Genomic DNA, 18,675 nt, shown 5'->3' on the forward strand with positions numbered 1-18,675 from the left:
CATGGAGCGTAGTGCCGTCGAACGGCTCGAGGCCGAAGCGGTAAACTCGGCCAAGAGCCGGCAACCGCTCTATGCGCCGCGCAAGAAGATCTTCCCGAAGCGCGCTTCGGGAAGTTTCCGGCGTTTCAAATGGCTGGTCATGGTGGTGACGCTCGGCATCTACTACCTGACGCCGTGGCTGCGCTGGGACCGCGGGCCGCACGCGCCCGACCAGGCCGTGCTGCTCGACCTGGCCAACCGCCGCTTTTATTTCTTCATGATCGAGATCTGGCCGCAGGAGTTCTTCTTCGTCGCCGGGCTGCTCGTCATGGCCGGCATCGGCCTGTTCCTCATCACCTCGACGGTGGGCCGCGCCTGGTGCGGCTATACCTGCCCGCAGACCGTGTGGGTGGACCTGTTCCTCGTCATCGAACGCGCCATCGAGGGCGACCGCAACGCCCGCATCAAGCTCGAGGCCGCGCCCTGGTCGTTCGCCAAGCTCTGGAAACGGATAACCAAGCACCTGGTCTGGATCCTGATCGCGGTAGCGACGGGCGGCGCCTGGGTCTTCTACTTCGCCGACGCGCCGTCCTTGCTGAGGGATCTGTTCACGCTGGAGGCGGCCCCGGTGGCCTACATCACCGTCGCCCTCCTCACCGTCACCACCTATGTGTTCGGCGGGCTGATGCGCGAGCAGGTGTGCACCTATATGTGCCCGTGGCCGCGCATCCAGGCGGCCATGCTCGACGAGAACTCGCTGACCGTCACCTACAATGACTGGCGCGGCGAGCCGCGCTCGCGCCATGCCAAGAAGACCGCCGCCGCCGGCGAGAGCGTGGGCGATTGCGTGGATTGCAACGCCTGCGTGGCCGTCTGCCCGATGGGCATCGATATCCGCGACGGCCAGCAGCTCGAATGCATCACCTGCGCGCTCTGCATCGACGCCTGCGACAGCGTCATGGACAAGCTGGGCAAGGAGCGCGGCCTGATCTCCTACGCGACGCTCAACGACTATCAGGCCAACATGGCGGTTGCGACCGGCAACGGCACGCATGCCATCGACCCGGCAAAGGTCCGCGCGCCTTCCGGAAAGCTGTCCGACCGCATCGCCCATTTCCACCTCCGCAAGCTCTTCCGTCCGCGCACTTTGGCCTATTTCGGTGTCTGGTCCCTTGTCGGAATAGGTCTCTTCTATGCACTGCTCATCCGCGACCGGCTGGAGATCAGCGTTCTGCACGACCGCAATCCGCAATTCGTGACGCTCTCGGACGGCTCGATCCGCAACGGATATACGGTTAAGCTCTCGAACATGATCCCCGAACCGCGTACAGTAACGCTCAGGGTGGAGGGTCTGAGACGCGCCACCATGACCATATCCGGCATGACCGAGCACGCCCCCGACTCGGCCGAGGTCGAGCTGGCGCCGGACCGGGTGAAGACGCTGAAGGTATTCGTCGCCCTGCCGAAATACGCAACCGCGGTGGAAGCCATGTCCTTCCGCTTTGTGGTTGAGGACCCCGACGGCGGCGAAACCGCCCAGGGCAATGCCAAGTTCCAGGTTCCGGGGAGAAGGTGATGACCTCCAGGCTGTTTCGTTTCAAGGAATTCACCGGCTGGCACATGGCGGCCGTGATGGCCGCCTTCTTCGGCACCATCATCACCGTCAACACCGTGATGGCGATCTATGCCAACACGAGCTGGACCGGGCTGGTGGTGCAGAACGCCTATGTCGCGGGCTTGCAGTTCAACGAAAAGGCGGAGGCGGGCCGCGCGCAGGCCGCGCTGGGCTGGAAGGACGAGCTGAAGATCGGATCGGGCATGGTGCGCTTCACCCTCGCCGACGCCTCCGGCAGCGCCATTCATGCCAAGGGGGTGACGGTTGCCTTGCGCCGTCCCGCCTATGAAGCGGAGGACGAAACCTTCAAGCTCGATCCGTTGCCCGGCGGCGCGTTCGAAGCCGCACACGCGGTGCGCGACGGTATCTGGATCGTGGAAGTCGATGCCGACGTCGGCGAGCCCTTGCCCTATCGCGTGGTTCGCCGCGTCGTGGTGAAGGATGGAGCCCTGGAATGAGTTGCTGCGCCCCCACGGAAATCGTCTCTGACCTCGAGCGCGTCGAGCGCGCAGCGCCTTCGCCCGAAGAGGTACGGCTGGCCAGCCGCGCCCTGGGCGACGGCATCCGCCAGAGCGATCTTTCCGTGCCGGGCATTCATTGCGGCGCCTGCATCCAGAAGATCGAAAGCGCGCTCTCGAAGCTGGATGGCGTGGCCGCCGCGCGGGTGAACCTCTCGACCCGGCGCGTCAGCGTACGCTGGTATGAGGAGCAGGTGCCGGCACTCGTCGAGACGCTGGACCGGATCGGCTACGAGGCGCATCTTTTCGACGCCGACGCCGACAAGAAGGATGAAACGCTGGCCGAGCTTATCCGTGCGCTCGGCATTTCCGGCTTTGCGGCGATGAACATCATGCTGCTGTCGGTATCGGTCTGGTCGGGTGCGGAAGGCGCAACCCGCGACCTGTTCCACTGGATCTCGGCGCTGATCGCCATACCGGCGCTGGCCTTTGCCGGCCGCATCTTCTTCCGTTCCGCCTGGAGCGCACTGCGGCGCGGCCGCACCAATATGGACGTGCCGATCTCGCTCGGCATCATTCTTGCCTATGGCATGAGCCTCTACGAGACCATCCATCACGCCGAACACGCCTATTTCGACGCGTCGGTGACGCTGCTGTTCTTCCTGCTGATCGGCCGCACGCTCGACCATGTGATGCGCGAGCGCGCCCGCGAGGCGGTGAAGGGGCTGGCGCGGCTGGCCGCGCGTGGCGCCATGGTGCTGCGCCCCGACGGTTCGCGCGACTATCTGCCGGTCGAGGAGATCGAGCCGGGCATGCGCATGCTGCTGGCCGCAGGCGAGCGCGTGCCGGTCGACGCCGAGGTCGAGACGGGGACCTCCGACCTCGACTGCTCGCTGGTGTCGGGCGAAAGCGCGCCGCAGCCTGTGGCGCCGGGCGCGACGCTGCGCGCCGGGACGCTCAACCTCACCGGCCCGCTCGCCATCCGCGCGCTGGCCGCCGCAAAGGACTCCTTCCTCGCCGAAATGGTGCGGATGATGGAAGCGGCCGAGGGCGGCCGCAACATCTATCGCCGCATCGCCGACCGCGCTGCGGCGCTCTATTCGCCCGTCGTCCATCTCACCGCCTTCCTCACCTGCCTCGGCTGGATTGCCATGACGGGCGACCTGCATCGCTCGATCACCGTCGCTATCGCCGTGCTCATCATCACCTGCCCGTGCGCGCTGGCGCTGGCGGTGCCGATCGTGCAGGTGGTGGCTGCGCGCCGCCTGTTCGAAAACGGCATCATGGTCAAGGACGGCTCGGCCATGGAGCGGCTGGCGCAGATCGACACCATCGTGTTCGACAAGACCGGCACGCTGACCGTCGGCACGCCAAAGCTGGTGAATGCAGGCGCACTCGCACCGCGCACCCTGGCGCTTGCCGCCGCCATGGCCGCGCACTCGCGCCATCCGCTGTCGAAGGCAATCGCGCTGGCCGGCGCTTCCGCGCCGCATCTGGCGCTGGCCGACATCCGCGAATTGCCTGGCTACGGCGTGGAAGCGCGCGCCGGCGAAGACCTCTACCGGCTGGGCCGCGCCGACTGGGCCGTCACCGACGGCAGCGTCGATGCGCAGGCCGGCACGGTGCTGAGCCGGAACGGCGAGCTTCTGGCCCGGTTCGAATTCGAGGACCGACTGCGCGACGGCACGACCGAAGCCGTGCGCGAGCTTGGCCGGCGCGGACTGAATCTGGAAGTGCTGTCGGGCGACCGGCCGGCGGCCGTGGCCTCGCTCAGCGCCACGGTCGGCATCGATAGGTTCCGCGCCGGTGTCCTGCCGGGCGACAAGGCCGCGCGCATGGCCGACCTTGCCGCCGAAGGACGCAAGGCGCTGATGGTCGGCGACGGTCTCAACGACGCGCCGGCGCTGATTGCCGCGCATGTGTCCATGGCTCCGGCCACCGCCGCCGATGTCGGGCGCAACGCGGCCGATTTCGTCTTCCTGCGCGAAAGCCTGTCGGCGGTTCCGCTGGCGCTGCGCATCTCGAAGGATTCTGGCCGCCTCATCCGGCAGAACCTGGCGCTCGCGGTCATTTACAACGCCATTGCCGTGCCGATCGCCATTCTCGGCTATGTCACGCCGCTGGTGGCGGCTATCGCCATGTCACTGTCTTCCGTGCTTGTCGTTGCCAATGCGCTGCGCCTGAGGGGCGCCCGCCGCAGTCGCGCCGCCGATCCACGCGGCACTGCCGCCAAAACGGGCCGCATCGGCCCCATGGAACCGGCGCAATGACGACGCTGCTCTATCTCATCCCCATCGCACTGTTCCTCGGCGGCCTTGGCCTCGGCGCTTTCATCTGGTCGCTGCGCAGCGGCCAGTATGACGACCTCGACGGCGCCGCCTCGCGCATCCTGATCGACGACGAGAACAAGCCCAAGTGACGCCTGCAGGGCGGCAAACAGCCGTCCGCTCTTGACTTCGGGGCCGCGACGCTTACGTTGCGGCCACCATGATGTGGATGATACCGAACCTTTTCCGGCGAGAGCCGCAACGCATCAAAGCGGGCAGCTAGCCCGGACGCGATCGAAGCCTGGCTCGCGTTCGGGGGTGCCAGGGTTGTATGGCGGCAGGAAATGCGGCATCGCATTTTGCGGCCCAAGACGAACTTCGACACCGAACCGTTTCCCACAGCCGCCGGCCCTGCCGGTACGATTGGCCCCCAAAACGCTTGAGATTGCACACGGCAGTTCCTAAAAGGACCCGGAAAAATCTCCCGCAATGCTCGACCGATCTCAGGACGCCTGACCGGCGAGCGCCAGATATTTGAACCGAAAATCCAGCGCTGAGCCACGATGATCCAGACGCCCTACTATCTTATCGACAAGTCCCGCCTTCTGCGGAACATGGAAAAGATCGCCTATGTGCGCGAGCACTCCGGCGCCAAGCTGCTGCTGGCGCTCAAATGCTTCGCCACCTGGTGCGTGTTCGACCTGATGCGCGACTACATGGACGGCACCACCTCTTCCTCGCTCAACGAGGTGCGACTGGGCCGCGAGAAGTTCGGCGGCGAGACGCACGCCTATTCGGTCGCCTATGCCGATTACGAGATCGACGAGGTGATCGCCAATGCCGATAAGATCATCTTCAACTCCATCGGCCAGCTCGAACGCTTCGCCGACAAGGCGAGCGGCCTTACGCGCGGCCTGCGGCTCAATCCGCAGGTCAGCTCCTCCAGCTTCGATCTCGCCGATCCGGCCCGCCCCTTCAGCCGGCTGGGAGAATGGGACGTGAAGCGCATCGAAACCGTAATGGATCGCATCAACGGCTTCATGATCCATAACAATTGCGAGAATGCGGATTTCGATCTGTTCGACCGCATGCTGACGCAGATTGAGGAAAAATTCGGCGAGCTGATCGCCCGCGTGGAGTGGGTGAGCCTCGGCGGCGGCATCCACTTCACCGGCGAAGGCTACCCGCTCGACAAGTTCTGCGCGCGGCTCAAGGCATTTGCCGAGCGCCATGGCGTGCAGGTCTATCTGGAGCCCGGCGAGGCCTCGATCACGAAGAGCACCACGCTGGAAGTGACGGTGCTCGACACGCTGAACAACGGCAAGGACCTTGCCATCGTCGACAGCTCCATCGAAGCGCATATGCTCGACCTGCTGATCTATCGCGAAACCGCCAAGGTCGAGCCCAATGCCGGGCCGCACAGCTATATGATCTGCGGCAAGTCCTGCCTTGCGGGGGACATCTTCGGCGAATTCAGCTTTGAAAAGGAACTCAAGGTAGGCGACCGCATTTCGATCCAGGACGCCGCCGGTTACACGATGGTCAAAAAGAACTGGTTCAATGGCGTGCGCATGCCCTCCATCGCGGTGCGCGAACTGGACGGTTCGGTGCGCGTGGTGCGCGAGTTCGGTTTCGAGGATTACGTGGCGAGCCTTTCGTAGGGTTCGCCGGATTTGGCTGACGGGAAAAGGAGACAAACGCCCGAAATGAAGAAGAACGTACTGATCATCGGCGCGGGCGGAGTGGCCCAGGTGGTGGCTCACAAATGCGCGCAACACAACGATCTGCTCGGCGATATCCATATCGCTTCACGCACGGTCGCGAAATGTCGTGCGATCGTCGAGTCGGTCCGGGAAAAGAAGGCCCTGAAGAATCCGAACGGCATCCTTGAGGCCCATGCGCTCGACGCGCTGGACATCGAGGCCACCAAGGCGCTGATCGAGAAGACGAACAGCCGGATCGTCATCAATGTCGGCTCGGCCTTCCTCAACATGTCGGTGCTTTCGGCCTGTATCGGAACGGGCGCGGCCTATATCGACACGGCCATCCACGAAGATCCGGCCAAGATCTGCGAGACCCCGCCGTGGTACGAAAACTACGAGTGGAAGCGCCGTGAGGAATGCGAGAAGGCTGGCGTCACCGCCATTCTGGGCGCCGGCTTCGACCCCGGTGTGGTGAACGCCTATGCCAAGCTCGCTTTCGACGAATATTTCGACCGCGTCGATTCCATCGACATCGTCGACATCAACGCCGGCAGCCACGGCAAGTATTTTGCCACGAACTTCGACCCGGAAATCAATTTCCGCGAGTTCACCGGCCAGGTCTGGTCGTGGCAGGACAGCAAGTGGGTTTCGAACAGGATGTTCGAGGTCGGCAAGGAGTGGGACCTGCCGGTCGTCGGCAAGCAGAAGGCCTACATGACCGGCCATGACGAGGTCCATTCGCTGTCGCAGCGCCTGGGCGTGCCCAATGTCCGCTTCTGGATGGGTTTCGGCGACCACTACATCAACGTCTTCACCGTCCTGAACAATCTCGGCCTCCTGTCGGAAAAGCCGGTCAGGACGGCCGAGGGCCTCGAGGTCGTGCCGCTGAAGGTGGTCAAGGCCGTGCTGCCCGATCCCTCATCGCTCGCGCCCGACTACACCGGCAAGACCTGCATCGGCGATCTGGTGAAGGGCGTGAAGGACGGCAAGGAGCGCGAGGTCTTCATCTACAACGTCGCCGACCACAAGCAAGCCTATGAGGAAGTGGGCAGCCAGGGCATCTCCTACACCGCCGGCGTGCCGGCCGTGGCGGCTGCCATGCTGGTCGCGCTCGGCGACTGGGACGTCAGGAAGATGGCCAATGTGGAAGACCTGCCGGCGCAGCCCTTCCTCGGCCTGCTCAACGAGATCGGCCTGCCCACACGCATCAAGGATGCCGACGGCGACCGCGCGCTCGAATTCGAGAACCCTGCGCTCATCGCCGCAAGCTGATACGGCGCGACTTCAGTTCGCTGCTTCGACGCCCCCTTCCTCACCGGAGGGGGCGTTTTCGTTTGAAACTACCCTACCCGCCCGACACGGCGCTTTCATTGGCATAGAGCGTGTTTTCCAGCGGCGCGGGCGCGGCCGCGTTGGCTTCGCCGCGTATCCAGTCGAGAAAGGCCGCGACCGACTGCTTCATCGCGCCATGCTTGAGCACGACATAATAGGCCGAGCGCGGCCGCAGCGTTTCCACCGACACGCGCACAAGCTGACGCCGCTGCAACAGGTCGTCCACCAGCCGGTGCCAGCCCAGCGCAATTCCCTCCCCGCGCATGGCCGCATAGAGGGCGTCGGTGTAGAAGTTGCAGCTCAGCGTGATGTTCCTGGGATTGTTGCCATGGCCGAAGGCTGCCAGCCATTGCTCCCAGCCGATCCAGCCCGGCCCCATCGAGTCGCTGGCGATGAGGTTGTGGCGTGCCAGATCGGCAACGCAGTCGGGAGAGCCGCGCGCCGCCAGATAGTCCGGGCTGCACACCGGAAACACATCGTCCCCGAACAGCATGATCGCCTTGCCGTCCGGCCAGGTGCCGTCGCCATAGCGGATGGCGACATCGACCTCGTCGCGCTGGAGATCGATATGGCTATCCTGCGTGACGATCTTCAGCCTGATGTCGGGATCGGCCTGCCGGAAACTCGACACTTTCGGCAGAAGCCAGAAATGCGAGAAGGCGACGGTGGCCGAAATGGTGAGCTCGTTCGCCGCCTTGGCGCTGGTGATGGTGCGCACGGTCTGCGCCACGATGCCCAGCGCCTCCGACATGGAGGCCGCAAGCGCCCGGCCGGGCTCCGTCAGTTCGATCGTGCGGTGCAGGCGGCGAAACAGCGGGAAGCCCAGGCTGGCTTCCAGCGCCTGCACCTGCCGGCTCACCGCCGCCTGGGTGATGCCCAGTTCGGCCGCGGCACGGGTGAAGCTGGCCTGCCGGGCGGCCGCCTCGAACACCACCAGCGCCGTCATCGAAGGGAGTTGGCGACGAAAACCACCCATTACCAGACCTCATGCGAAGTGCATCAAAAATGCCGTTGACGCTGTTATCGCATAATGAATGCTTATGCGCAGCAATATCCGCGCACGCGCTTCGACGGCGTCCTGCGGGAGGAGATCGCAACCGGGACATGACCGACGCGGACGTAACCGCGCGTTCCCGTTACACAGCAGTTTGAGGACCGGAATTCGCCATGACCACCCCTGCCACGTCCACCGCCCCAACAGAACAGAGATCCGGCGGCCGCGAGGCGCGCCGCCGCGCCCGCACGGGGCGCGCAACCGGCGCGGTGCACCGGCCCTATATCGTGCGCGGCATTCCGACTTATGACGTCATGTCGGAAGAAAACCTGCTGCGCATCGAGCAGACCGCCGACCGCATCCTCGCCGAAATCGGCATCGAGTTCCGCGACGATCCGGTCGCGCTCGACCATTGGAAGCGCGCCGGCGCCCATGTGGACGGCGTGCTGGTCAAGTTCGAACCGGGCATGTTGCGCGAGATATTGAAGACGGCGCCGGCCGAGTTCACGCAGCATGCGCGCAACCCCGCCAATGCGGTGCGGATCGGCGGCAGGAACGTCGTGTTCTCGCCGGCCTATGGCTCGCCCTTCGTCATGAACATCGACCAGGGCCGCCGCTACGGCACGATCGAGGATTTCCGCAACTTCGTGAAGCTGGCGCAGTCCTCGCCCTGGCTGCACCATTCCGGCGGCACGATCTGCGAGCCGGTGGACGTGCCGGTCAACAAGCGCCATCTCGACATGGTCTACGCCCATATCAAATATTCCGATCGCGGCTTCATGGGCTCGGTGACGGCCGAAAGCCGCGCGGAGGATTCCATCGACATGGCGCGCATCGTCTTCGGCGAGAAATTCACGGACGAGAATTGCGTCATCCTCGGAAACGTCAACGTCAATTCACCGCTGGTGTGGGATGCCACGATGACGACCGCGCTGCGCGCCTATGCCCGCGCCAACCAGGCGGCGGTGATCGTGCCCTTCATCCTGGGTGGGGCCATGGGTCCGGTGACGAATGCGGGCGCCATTGCGCAGTCGCTGGCTGAAACCATGGCCGGCTGCGCGCTGACGCAGCTCGAGCGGCCGGGCGCGCCGGTCATCTTCGGCAACTTCCTGTCGTCCATGTCGCTGCGCTCAGGCTCGCCGACCTTCGGCACGCCGGAGCCGGCGATCGGCTCGATGGTGGTGGGGCAGCTGGCACGCCGGCTCAACCTGCCGCTGCGCTGTTCGGGCAATTTCACCACCTCCAAGCTGCCCGACGCCCATGCGATGAACGAGGGCACCATGTCGATGCTGGCGGCGGTGCATTGCGGGGCAAACTTCATCCTGCATTCAGCCGGCTTCCTCGACGGGCTCTTGTCCATGTCCTACGAGAAATTCGTCATGGACACCGATTTCTGCGGCGCGCTTCACACCTATCTCGACGGCGTGAAGGTGGACGACAACCAGCTCGCGCTGGACGCTTTCCGCGAGGTCGGACCGGGCAACCACTTCTTCGGCTGCGCCCACACCATGGGCAATTACGAAACCGCCTTCTGGGATTCGGAAATCGCCGACAATGAGGCGTTCGAGAAGTGGGAGGCAGCCGGCTCCGAAGATGCCGCCGTCCGCGCCAACAAGCGCTGGAAGAAGGCGCTGGCCGAATATGAAGCGCCCGCGCTTGACGAAGGCATCGACGAAGCGCTTCAGGACTTCATGGCGCGGCGCAAATCTTCCATGGAGGATGCCTGGTATTGAGGCCAGCACGGCGATGCGGCTGCTTCGCCGCTCACCTTCGGATGCAAGAGGCCATGCCAGAGCCAGACGACGTTTCCCCGAATTGTCGTTAGGCTCTATCTATTTGTTTTAGCATGATCTTTCCCGAAAACTGACCTCCACTTTTCAGGATCATAATCTAGACTAAAGTCATAAAACCAAAGCAGCGATGGTTCCTCCCGTGGCTCAGGCGTAGAATCCACCCTACCGAAATGGGCAGCAGGCGCGGACATTGCGCGCCCCCGGCCGCGGTGAAAACGTCTGGGAGGACATCTTATGGTTATGGCAGCGAGCGCGGGCTCGGCCCCGCGAGGCATGACGCGTGAGGAAAAGAAGGTCATCTTCGCCTCATCGCTCGGTACCGTCTTCGAATGGTACGATTTCTATCTCTACGGTTCGCTCGCCGCCTTCATCGGCGCGACCTTCTTCAGCGAATATCCGGAAGCCACCCGCAACATCTTCGCGCTGCTCGCCTTCGCGGCGGGCTTCCTGGTGCGCCCGTTCGGCGCATTGGTGTTCGGCCGCATCGGCGATCTTGTCGGTCGCAAATACACCTTCCTCATCACCATCCTGATCATGGGCAGTTCCACCTTCCTGGTCGGCCTCCTGCCCGGCTCGGCGTCCATCGGCATTCTGGCGCCCATCATCCTGATCGTGCTGCGCATGCTTCAGGGACTCGCGCTCGGCGGCGAATATGGCGGCGCGGCGACCTATGTGGCCGAACACGCCCCCAACGAGCGGCGCGGCTATTACACGTCGTGGATCCAGACCACCGCCACGCTTGGCCTGTTCCTGTCGCTGATCGTCATCCTGGCGGTGCAGAGCTGGCTCGGACCCGACGCCTTCAAGGCCTGGGGCTGGCGCATTCCGTTCATCATCTCGGTGGTACTGCTGGGCATCTCGGTGTGGATTCGCCTGTCGCTCAGCGAATCCCCGGCCTTCAAGCGCATGAAGGCCGAAGGCAAGGGCTCCAAGGCGCCGCTCAAGGAAGCCTTCGGCCAGTGGAAGAACGCCAGGATCGCGCTTCTGGCGCTGTTCGGCCTCACCGCCGGTCAGGCCGTGGTCTGGTACAATGGCCAGTTCTATGCGCTGTTCTTCCTGCAGAACGTGCTCAAGGTCGATGCCTTCTCGGTCAACGTCATGATCGCGATCGCGCTGGCCATCGGCTCGATCTTCTTCGTGGTGTTCGGCTGGCTGTCGGACAAGATCGGCCGCAAGCCGATCATCATGGCCGGCCTTCTGCTTGCCGTCGTCACCTACTTCCCGCTGTTCAAGGCGCTGACCTGGGCCGCCAATCCGGCACTGGCCACCGCCCAGCAGAATGTGAAGGCGCATGTGACGGCCGCTCCGGGCGACTGCAAGTTCCAGTTCAACCCGACCGGAACCGCCAAGTTCACCACGTCCTGCGACATCGCCAGCGCGTTCCTGACCAACAACTCGGTGCCTTATGACGTGGTCAGCACCGCTGCCGCCGGCACGCCCGCCGTGGTCAAGGTCGGCGATGCGACGATCCAGTCCTACGACGCGGTTGCCGCTGGTGACGACGCCAAGGCCAGCCAGGCGGCCTTCGCGAAGGCAGTCAACATCGCGCTGCACGATGCCGGTTATCCGCTGGTGCGCGAAACTTCCAAGGTTCCCGACGCCAAGCTCGACGCCTTCGCGGCCGCCAATCCCGAACTGAAGCTCGACCCGGCCGCCATCCGTGCCGGCGAAAAGACCATGGTTCCGGTTTCCGAACTTGTCGCCGGCAAGGCGCTGACCCAGGAAGAAGCCGGCGGCGCCACCGAAATGCCGGTCTACAGCATCGCCGACAGCGGCGCCTTCAAGATGGTCGCCGATCCGGCAGCGGTGAACTGGCCGCTGACGATCCTGATCCTGTTCATCCTGGTGATTTATGTCACGATGGTCTACGGGCCGATCGCGGCGATCCTGGTCGAGATGTTCCCGACCCGCATCCGCTACACCGGCATGTCGCTGCCCTACCACATCGGCAATGGCTGGTTCGGCGGCCTGCTGCCGGCGACCGTCTTCGCCATGAGCGCCTTCGAGGGCGACATCTACTACGGTCTCTGGTACCCGATCGTGATTGCGGGGATGACGTTCATCATCGGCATGATCTTCGTGCGCGACACCAAGGGCGTCGATCTCAACGCCATCGAATAGGCTTGCGGGACGGGCAAGCGAAACACCCGGCGGGGCAACTCGCCGGGTGTTTTTGATTTTCGGATAGCCATCAATCCCGATGGCGCGGCACGACGGAAGCTGCCTGACTAATGCTTCCGCTGCTTCGGCCCACCGGGAATGGAGGTGGACGTCACCGACACCGGATCGCTTGCCGGGAACGTATCTTCCAGACCCTCCTCGAGCTTCTGCTCGTCCTCGTCCTTGGCCTGCTTGCGCTGCTCGCGTTCAAGCGAACGCACCGCAGGCGATTTCTTCGCGGGATGGCTCGGATGCTGAACTGGTCGGGGCATAGGCTCTTCCTTGGTTTCGGGCAGATGAAACGCCCCCTTGCGCCGATGGTTCCCCAAAACAAAGCCCGCCCGGCCTGGAAGGCGGAGCGGGCTTCATTCTTGTCAGATTCTCTCCCGGCGGCTTATGCCGCCGCGTCGGTCGCCGCCTGACACAGGAAGGCAAAGGCATAGTCCGAAAACGAACGCCAGCACTCGACGCGGAACGCATCCTCGGCCGTGCGCAGCAGCACGACCTCGGACTTGCCCAGAATCGTGCGCGAGCAGGCGCCGACCGGGAACGCCGCAAGCGACAGGTCCTGCGGGCAGCCCGCATTCAGGCAGACGGCGGCGGCCGGTCCCGTGACCGAAATCGCGACATTGCGATGCGAGATGCCGACCGCCGAATGCAGTTGCTTGACCTTCGCGCAATCGGCCAGCGGGTCGCCACCCGCCTCATCGATAACCATCCATTCGTCCGGGCCGAGCCACATGGCGGTGCGCGCCCCCTTGCCGGCGGAGGTTTTGGGTGCCTTGGGAAGCGTCACCCCAAGCGCCTTGGAGAGAGCGGCGAGCGATGCTTCCGGCGCGCGCAGCGCCATGCGCTCGGCCGGTGCGAGCACGGCAAGCCTGACGCCCTTTGCCGAGAAATCGCGGCCGGCCAGTGCCGGCGCACGCGCCACGGTCGGCGCAGCGGATTTGGTCGCAGCCTTAGCCATTGAGGCGCTCTCCCTTCTCGTCGAAGAACACGGTTCCGCTCACTTCCACCTCGATCACCCGGTCCGGCATCGGCACATAGAGCGTCTGCCCCATCAGGTCGCGCCCGCCGGCCACCAGCGCCAGCGCAATCGAACGGCCGCAATTGTCAGACCAGTAACTGGACGTGACGTGGCCAATCATCTTCATGGGGATCGGCTGCTTCGGGTCGGCGACGATCTGGGCGCCCTCTTCCAGCACCACGTTCGGGTCCCTGGTCTTGAGGCCGACGAGCTGCTTGCGGCCCTTTGCCACGAGATCGGGGCGCGTCATGCCGCGAATCCCGACGAAGTCAGTCTTCTTCTTGCCGACCGCCCAGTCGAGGCCCGCGTCGTTGCAGGTCACCGTGCCATCGGTGTCCTGACCGACGATGATGTACCCCTTTTCGGCCCGCAGCACGTGCATGGTCTCGGTGCCGTAGGCGCAGGCGTCGTGCTTCTGGCCCTCGGCCCACAGCGCTTCCCACACCGCCTGGCCGTAGTCGGCCGGCACGTTGACCTCGAAGCCGCGCTCGCCGGTAAAGGACATGCGGAACAGCCGCGTCGGCACGCCGCAGATCTTGCCCTCGCGCACCGACATATGCGGCATCGCCGCGTCCGACAGGTCGATGCCTTCGACCAGCGGCTCGATGATCTTGCGCGAATTCGGCCCCTGCACGGCAATCACCGCCCACTGCTCGGAAATCGAGGTGAGCCACACATTCAGATGCGGGAATTCGGTCTGGAGGTAATCCTCCATGTGGTTCATGACGCGGGCGGCGCCGCCCGTCGTGGTCGTCACATGGAAACGGTCCTCGGCGAGCCGGCCCACCACGCCGTCGTCATAGATGAAGCCGTCCTCGCGCAGCATGATGCCGTAGCGGCAACGGCCGGGCTCCAGCTTCTGCCACGGATTGGTGTAGAGCAGCTCCATGAATTTGGCCGCATCCGGCCCGACCACCTCGATCTTGCCGAGCGTGGAGGCGTCGAACAGGCCCGCCGTCTTGCGCACGGTCACGCATTCGCGGTTGACGGCCGCATGCATGTCCTCGCCGGCTTTCGGAAAATACCAGGCACGCTTCCACTGGCCGACATCCTCGAACACGGCGCCATGCGCCTCGGCCCAGCCGTGCATGGCGGTCCTGCGGGTCGGATCGAACAGCGCGCCGCGACCATGGTTGACGATCGCGCCGAACGTCACCGGCGTGTAGGGCGCGCGGAAGGTGGTAAGGCCCACCTGCGGGATGGGCTTGTCCAGCGTCTCGGCCGCGATTGCCAGACCGTGCATGTTGGAGGTCTTGCCCTGATCGGTCGCCATGCCGTTGGTGGTGAAGCGCTTGACATGCTCGATGGAGTGCATGCCCTCGCGCACGGCCTGACGGATGTCCTTTGCGGTGACGTCGTTCTGGAAGTCGATGAACGCCTTGACCGTGGTCTCCGGACCGGCGCCGGGGCCAGCGCCCAGCATGCCGCGCGACCAGCTTTCGCTCGCCTCGACCTTGGGCTTTGTGCCCCTGGCAGCCTTCGCGCCGGCGTCCTTCGCCGCCTTCGCGCCCGCCGCATAGGCTTCCTCGACGCTGGCCGAAAGCCCGTCGGTGCCGTTGCAGGCGCCGACCGACACGCAGTCCTGCGCATAGGTGCCGGGCAGGAAGCGGCGCGTCTCCTCGTCGAACGCGACCTTGCCGCGCGACTGCGAGAACAGATGCACCGAAGGCGTCCAGCCGGCCGACATCAGGAGCGCGTCGACGGGAATGGTGCGCTCGCCGCCGCCATTCTTGGGCTGGATGGTCATGGACGACACGCGCAGCCGCCCGCCGGTGCGGATGACGGCGCGGCCGTGATTGATCTCGATGCCGAGCGCGCGCGCCTCCTCGACCAGATCGCCCGCCGGATTGTCGCGCAGATCGACGATGGCCGCGATGTCGACGCCCGCCTTCTTCAGGTCGATCGCCGCCGCATAGGCGCTGTCATTGGCCGTGTAGACGCCGATATTCTTGCCCACGGCAACGCCGTAGTGGTTGAGATAGGTGCGCGCGGCGGAAGCCAGCATCACGCCCGGACGGTCATTGTCGGCAAACACCATGTGGCGCTCGATGGCGCCGGTGGCCAGCACCACGCGTCGGGCGCGCACCTGCCAGAGGCGCTCGCGCGGCAGGTCGCGGTCGGGATTTGCCAGATGGTCGGTCACGCGTTCCGCGAGGCCGATCAGGTTCTGCGCATAGTAGCCGAAGGCCGTGGTGCGCGCCAAAAGCCGCACATTGTCCATGGCCGCGAGTTTGGCCACGCTTGCCTGCGCCCAGCTCCAGCCGTCAGTGCCGTCAACGGTCGCACCGGTTTCGAAGCGAAGCGCACCACCGAATTCGGCCTGCTCGTCGGCGAGGATGACGCATGCACCGGTTTCAGCCGCCGCAAGGGCCGCCGCGATGCCTGCCGCGCCGCCGCCCAGAACCAGCACGTCGCAATGCGCGTAGCGTGCCGAATAGTGGTCGGAATCGGGTTGGTCGGGCGCAACACCGAGGCCGGCCGCGGCCCGGATCTTCGGCTCGTAGACATTCTTCCAGGCCGTCTTCGGCCACATGAAGGTCTTGTAGTAGAAACCGGCCGAGAACATCGGCGACAGGAGGTTATTGACCGCGCCGACATCGAAGGACAGCGACGGCCAGCGGTTCTGCGAGGTCGCGTTCAGCCCGTCATAGAGCTCCTGAACGGTCGCGCGCACATTGGGCGTCTTGCGGGTGGCGTCGCGCTCGATGCCGACCAGCGCATTCGGCTCCTCGGCGCCGGCCGAGAGGATGCCACGCGGGCGGTGATATTTGAACGAGCGGCCGACGAGATGGATGCCATTGGCAAGCAGCGCCGAAGCCAGCGTGTCGCCGGCTATGCCGCTCATCTGCTGTCCGTCGAAGGTGAAGCGGAGCGTCTTTGCCGGGGTCAGTCGGCCCTGGCCTGCAATGCGGTGCGTGGCGGCCATCACGCGTCTCCCTTCTTTGCGGCGGCGCGCCTGGCGGCCGGCTTCTTCGGTTTGTCTTCCGTGGCATCGTCCGACGCGGCCGGGGCGGCTGCCGGAACGCTCTTCATGATCTTTGCAAGGTCAGGCTTCGGCTCGCCGGCCTTGTAGGTCATGAAGAACTTGTCGCTGACGGTGTCGCGCACCGCGTTGAAAAAGCGCGCGCAGCCATGCACATGGCGCCAGCGCTCGAAGGTGATGCCCTTGGGGTTCGCGCGGATGAAGAAGAATTTCTCGAAATCCTCGTCGCTTTCGGCGGCGATGTCGGCCGAGCGCACGACATGGGCCTCGCCGGCGTTGCGAAACTCCAGTTCCGGACGTTCTTCCTCGCAATAGGGGCAGCGGATCAGAAGCATGTTTGTCCCTTCCTCAGAGCATGATCCCGAAAAACGGAAGCCGGTTTTCGGACAAGATCGCGCTCAAACAAGATCAGTGGGCCACGGCGGCGGCTGCCGCCTCGTCGATCAGGCGGCCGGTGCGGAAGCGTTCCAGCGTGAACGGCGCGTTGATCGGGTGCGGTTCGTCGCGGGCGATGGTGTGGGCGAACACATGGCCAGAGCCCGGCGTGGCCTTGAACCCGCCCGTGCCCCAGCCGCAATTGACGTAGAGCCCCTGCACCGGCGTCTTGGCCAGGATCGGCGAGCGGTCCGGCGTGACATCGACGATACCGCCCCACGAACGCAGCATCTTCATGCGCGTGAACATGGGGAACATCTCGCAAATGGCGTCGAGCGTGTGATTGAGGATATGGAGCCCGCCCGTCTGCGAATAGGAGGTGTACTGGTCGGTGCCCGCGCCGATGACCAGCTCGCCCTTGTCGGACTGGGAGATATAGGCGTGCACCGTGTTCGACATCACCACGCAGGGGAACACCGGCTTGACCGGCTCCGACACCAGCGCCTGCAGCGGATAGCTTTCCAGCGGCATGCGCACGCCCGCCATGTCCATCAGCACCGACGTATGCCCGGCCGCCACCACGCCGACCTTCCTTGCGCCGATGAAGCCGCGCGACGTTTCCACGCCAGTGACAGCGCCGCCCGGTGCGCGGCGGATGCCTGTGACCTCGCAATTCTGGATGATGTGGACGCCGCGCGCCGAAGCGCCGCGCGCATAGCCCCAGGCCACCGCGTCGTGACGGGCCGTGCCGCCGCGCCGCTGGAGTGCCGCCCCGATGACCGGATAGCGCGCATCCGTGGAGATGTTCAGCGGCGGGCAATATTCCTTCGCCTGTTCGGGTGTCAGCCACTCATTGTCGATACCGTTCAGGCGGTTGGCATGGATGTGGCGCTGGAAGCTCTGCTTGTCGTTCACATTGTGCGCCAGCATCATCACGCCGCGCGCCGAATACATGACGTTGTAGTTCAGCTCCTGGGAAAGCCCGTCCCACAGCTTCACGGCATGGTCGTAGATGCCGGCGGATTCGTCATACAGGTAGTTGGAGCGGATGATGGTGGTGTTGCGCCCCGTATTGCCGCCGCCCAGCCAGCCCTTTTCCAGCACCGCCACATTGGTGATGCCGTGCTGGCTGGCAAGATAATAGGCCGTGGCGAGGCCATGCCCGCCCGCACCGACGATGATGACATCGTATTCCGCCTTCGGCTCGGGCGAGGACCATTGCGCTTCCCAACCCTTGTGGCCGCGCAAGGCTTCGCGGGCGATGGCAAATACCGAATATTTCCGCATGGGCTCTGGCCTCGTGGATGCCGGAAGAAACTGTTTCCCGATTCAAGGAAGCGAGGTGTAGCACTAGCGAAAAGCCGGAGCCAGCCTTGCACTGTTTGCGACGGCAAGTGCCGCTTTGCGCCGCGCAGCCGGGCGAGCCGACATCGCCCCGCAAAAGAGATCCGGAGCAATTCGGCTTGACCTTCCCGCGCGCGCGTCCATAGTGGTGCCACGATCATTCGCTGCTGTGGTTCGCGTCTGTTGAGCCATGTTCCGGGGCAGGTTTTCGTACCTTTTGCCCCGCGGCCCCTCGACATCTGCTCTTGATTCTGCTATTTGCCGCCCCAATTCGCGGTGGTGACCGCTGCGAAAGCAGTGGCTATTGGCCCCGTATCATTGAATTCGAACCGGAAAGACAGGATCGCCCGTGCAGGTACTCGTCCGCGACAACAACGTTGATCAGGCGCTTCGCGCGCTCAAGAAGAAGATGCAGCGCGAAGGCATCTTCCGTGAAATGAAGATGCGCGGCCACTATGAGAAGCCTTCGGAAAAGCGCGCCCGCGAAAAGGCCGAAGCCGTTCGCCGCGCCCGCAAGCTGGCCCGCAAGCGCGCCCAGCGCGAAGGCCTGCTGCCGATGGCCCCGCGTCCGGCGCGCGCAGCGCGTTAATCTCGCCAATATTTCGTCCTTTTCCGACGATAGCGGAAGGTGGGGTGACACGCAGT

At 64.6% G+C, this 18,675-nt stretch carries 15 protein-coding genes; 9 read left to right on the forward strand and 6 right to left on the reverse strand.

What is annotated here, in order from left to right; all coding sequences use genetic code 11:
- Position 1 precedes the first annotated feature (1 nt).
- The 6 genes from ccoG (at position 2) to C7441_RS15995 (ending at position 7,294) form a co-directional block, all read left to right on the forward strand.
- On the forward strand, positions 2 to 1,555 hold the full coding sequence (ccoG, locus tag C7441_RS15970; RefSeq protein ID WP_109613733.1) for a cytochrome c oxidase accessory protein CcoG: 1,554 nt from the start codon (positions 2 to 4) through the stop codon (positions 1,553 to 1,555).
- Positions 1,555 to 2,052 carry a FixH family protein gene (locus C7441_RS15975; protein WP_109613734.1) on the forward strand — a complete coding sequence of 166 codons (498 nt, stop codon included), beginning with the start codon at positions 1,555 to 1,557 and terminating at the stop codon, positions 2,050 to 2,052. Before ccoG ends, C7441_RS15975 begins: the two co-directional genes overlap by 1 nt.
- Positions 2,049 to 4,322 (forward strand): cation-translocating P-type ATPase, encoded by a 2,274-nt coding sequence (locus C7441_RS15980; protein ID WP_109613735.1) that lies wholly within the window; start codon positions 2,049 to 2,051, stop codon positions 4,320 to 4,322. The genes C7441_RS15975 and C7441_RS15980 overlap by 4 nt, the downstream gene beginning before the upstream one ends.
- Entirely contained in the window at positions 4,319 to 4,471 is a 153-nt protein-coding gene (ccoS, locus tag C7441_RS15985) for a cbb3-type cytochrome oxidase assembly protein CcoS (RefSeq protein ID WP_019171903.1), read from the forward strand. The genes C7441_RS15980 and ccoS overlap by 4 nt, the downstream gene beginning before the upstream one ends.
- A 411-nt stretch (positions 4,472 to 4,882) precedes the next feature.
- A complete protein-coding gene (gene nspC / locus C7441_RS15990) occupies positions 4,883 to 5,980 on the forward strand; it encodes a carboxynorspermidine decarboxylase (RefSeq protein WP_019171904.1) in 1,098 nt (365 codons plus the stop codon).
- Between the two features lie 45 nt (positions 5,981 to 6,025).
- Entirely contained in the window at positions 6,026 to 7,294 is a 1,269-nt protein-coding gene (locus C7441_RS15995) for a saccharopine dehydrogenase family protein (protein WP_109613736.1), read from the forward strand.
- Positions 7,295 to 7,367: 73 nt separating this feature from the next.
- Here the strand turns inward: C7441_RS15995 and C7441_RS16000 are convergent, their stop codons facing one another.
- Positions 7,368 to 8,330, reverse strand: coding sequence for a LysR substrate-binding domain-containing protein (locus C7441_RS16000; protein ID WP_109613737.1), 963 nt, complete (start codon positions 8,328 to 8,330; stop codon positions 7,368 to 7,370).
- Between the two features lie 191 nt (positions 8,331 to 8,521).
- Here C7441_RS16000 and C7441_RS16005 point away from each other — a divergent pair, with 191 nt between their 5' ends.
- Both C7441_RS16005 and C7441_RS16010 read left to right on the forward strand, forming a co-directional pair.
- The gene (locus tag C7441_RS16005; protein WP_109613738.1) at positions 8,522 to 10,081 is read left to right on the forward strand and encodes a trimethylamine methyltransferase family protein; all 1,560 of its coding nucleotides are present in this window, start codon (positions 8,522 to 8,524) and stop codon (positions 10,079 to 10,081) included.
- Positions 10,082 to 10,375: 294 nt separating this feature from the next.
- A complete protein-coding gene (locus C7441_RS16010) occupies positions 10,376 to 12,262 on the forward strand; it encodes an MFS transporter (protein ID WP_109613739.1) in 1,887 nt (628 codons plus the stop codon).
- A 107-nt stretch (positions 12,263 to 12,369) separates the two neighbouring features.
- Here C7441_RS16010 and C7441_RS16015 read toward each other — a convergent pair whose 3' ends face one another.
- From C7441_RS16015 to C7441_RS16035, 5 genes are all read right to left on the reverse strand, one after another.
- Positions 12,370 to 12,573, reverse strand: coding sequence for a hypothetical protein (locus C7441_RS16015; RefSeq protein ID WP_109613767.1), 204 nt, complete (start codon positions 12,571 to 12,573; stop codon positions 12,370 to 12,372).
- Between the two features lie 122 nt (positions 12,574 to 12,695).
- On the reverse strand, positions 12,696 to 13,268 hold the full coding sequence (locus C7441_RS16020; protein WP_109613740.1) for a sarcosine oxidase subunit gamma: 573 nt from the start codon (positions 13,266 to 13,268) through the stop codon (positions 12,696 to 12,698).
- Complete coding sequence (locus tag C7441_RS16025) at positions 13,261 to 16,254, reverse strand: sarcosine oxidase subunit alpha (RefSeq protein ID WP_109613741.1); 2,994 nt, start codon at positions 16,252 to 16,254, stop codon at positions 13,261 to 13,263. The genes C7441_RS16020 and C7441_RS16025 overlap by 8 nt, the downstream gene beginning before the upstream one ends.
- A complete protein-coding gene (locus tag C7441_RS16030) occupies positions 16,254 to 16,646 on the reverse strand; it encodes a sarcosine oxidase subunit delta (protein WP_109613742.1) in 393 nt (130 codons plus the stop codon). The genes C7441_RS16025 and C7441_RS16030 overlap by 1 nt, the downstream gene beginning before the upstream one ends.
- Positions 16,647 to 16,719: 73 nt before the next feature.
- Positions 16,720 to 17,973 (reverse strand): sarcosine oxidase subunit beta, encoded by a 1,254-nt coding sequence (locus C7441_RS16035; protein WP_109613743.1) that lies wholly within the window; start codon positions 17,971 to 17,973, stop codon positions 16,720 to 16,722.
- A 406-nt stretch (positions 17,974 to 18,379) separates the two neighbouring features.
- On the opposite strand from C7441_RS16035, the gene rpsU reads away from it, so the two are divergent.
- Positions 18,380 to 18,619: a 30S ribosomal protein S21 gene (gene rpsU / locus C7441_RS16040; protein ID WP_019171913.1), complete on the forward strand. Its 240-nt coding sequence runs from the start codon at positions 18,380 to 18,382 to the stop codon at positions 18,617 to 18,619.
- The last annotated feature ends 56 nt before the right edge of the window (positions 18,620 to 18,675 follow it).

It is taken from the genome of Pseudaminobacter salicylatoxidans, assembly GCF_003148475.1.
Lineage (GTDB): Bacteria > Pseudomonadota > Alphaproteobacteria > Rhizobiales > Rhizobiaceae > Pseudaminobacter > Pseudaminobacter salicylatoxidans.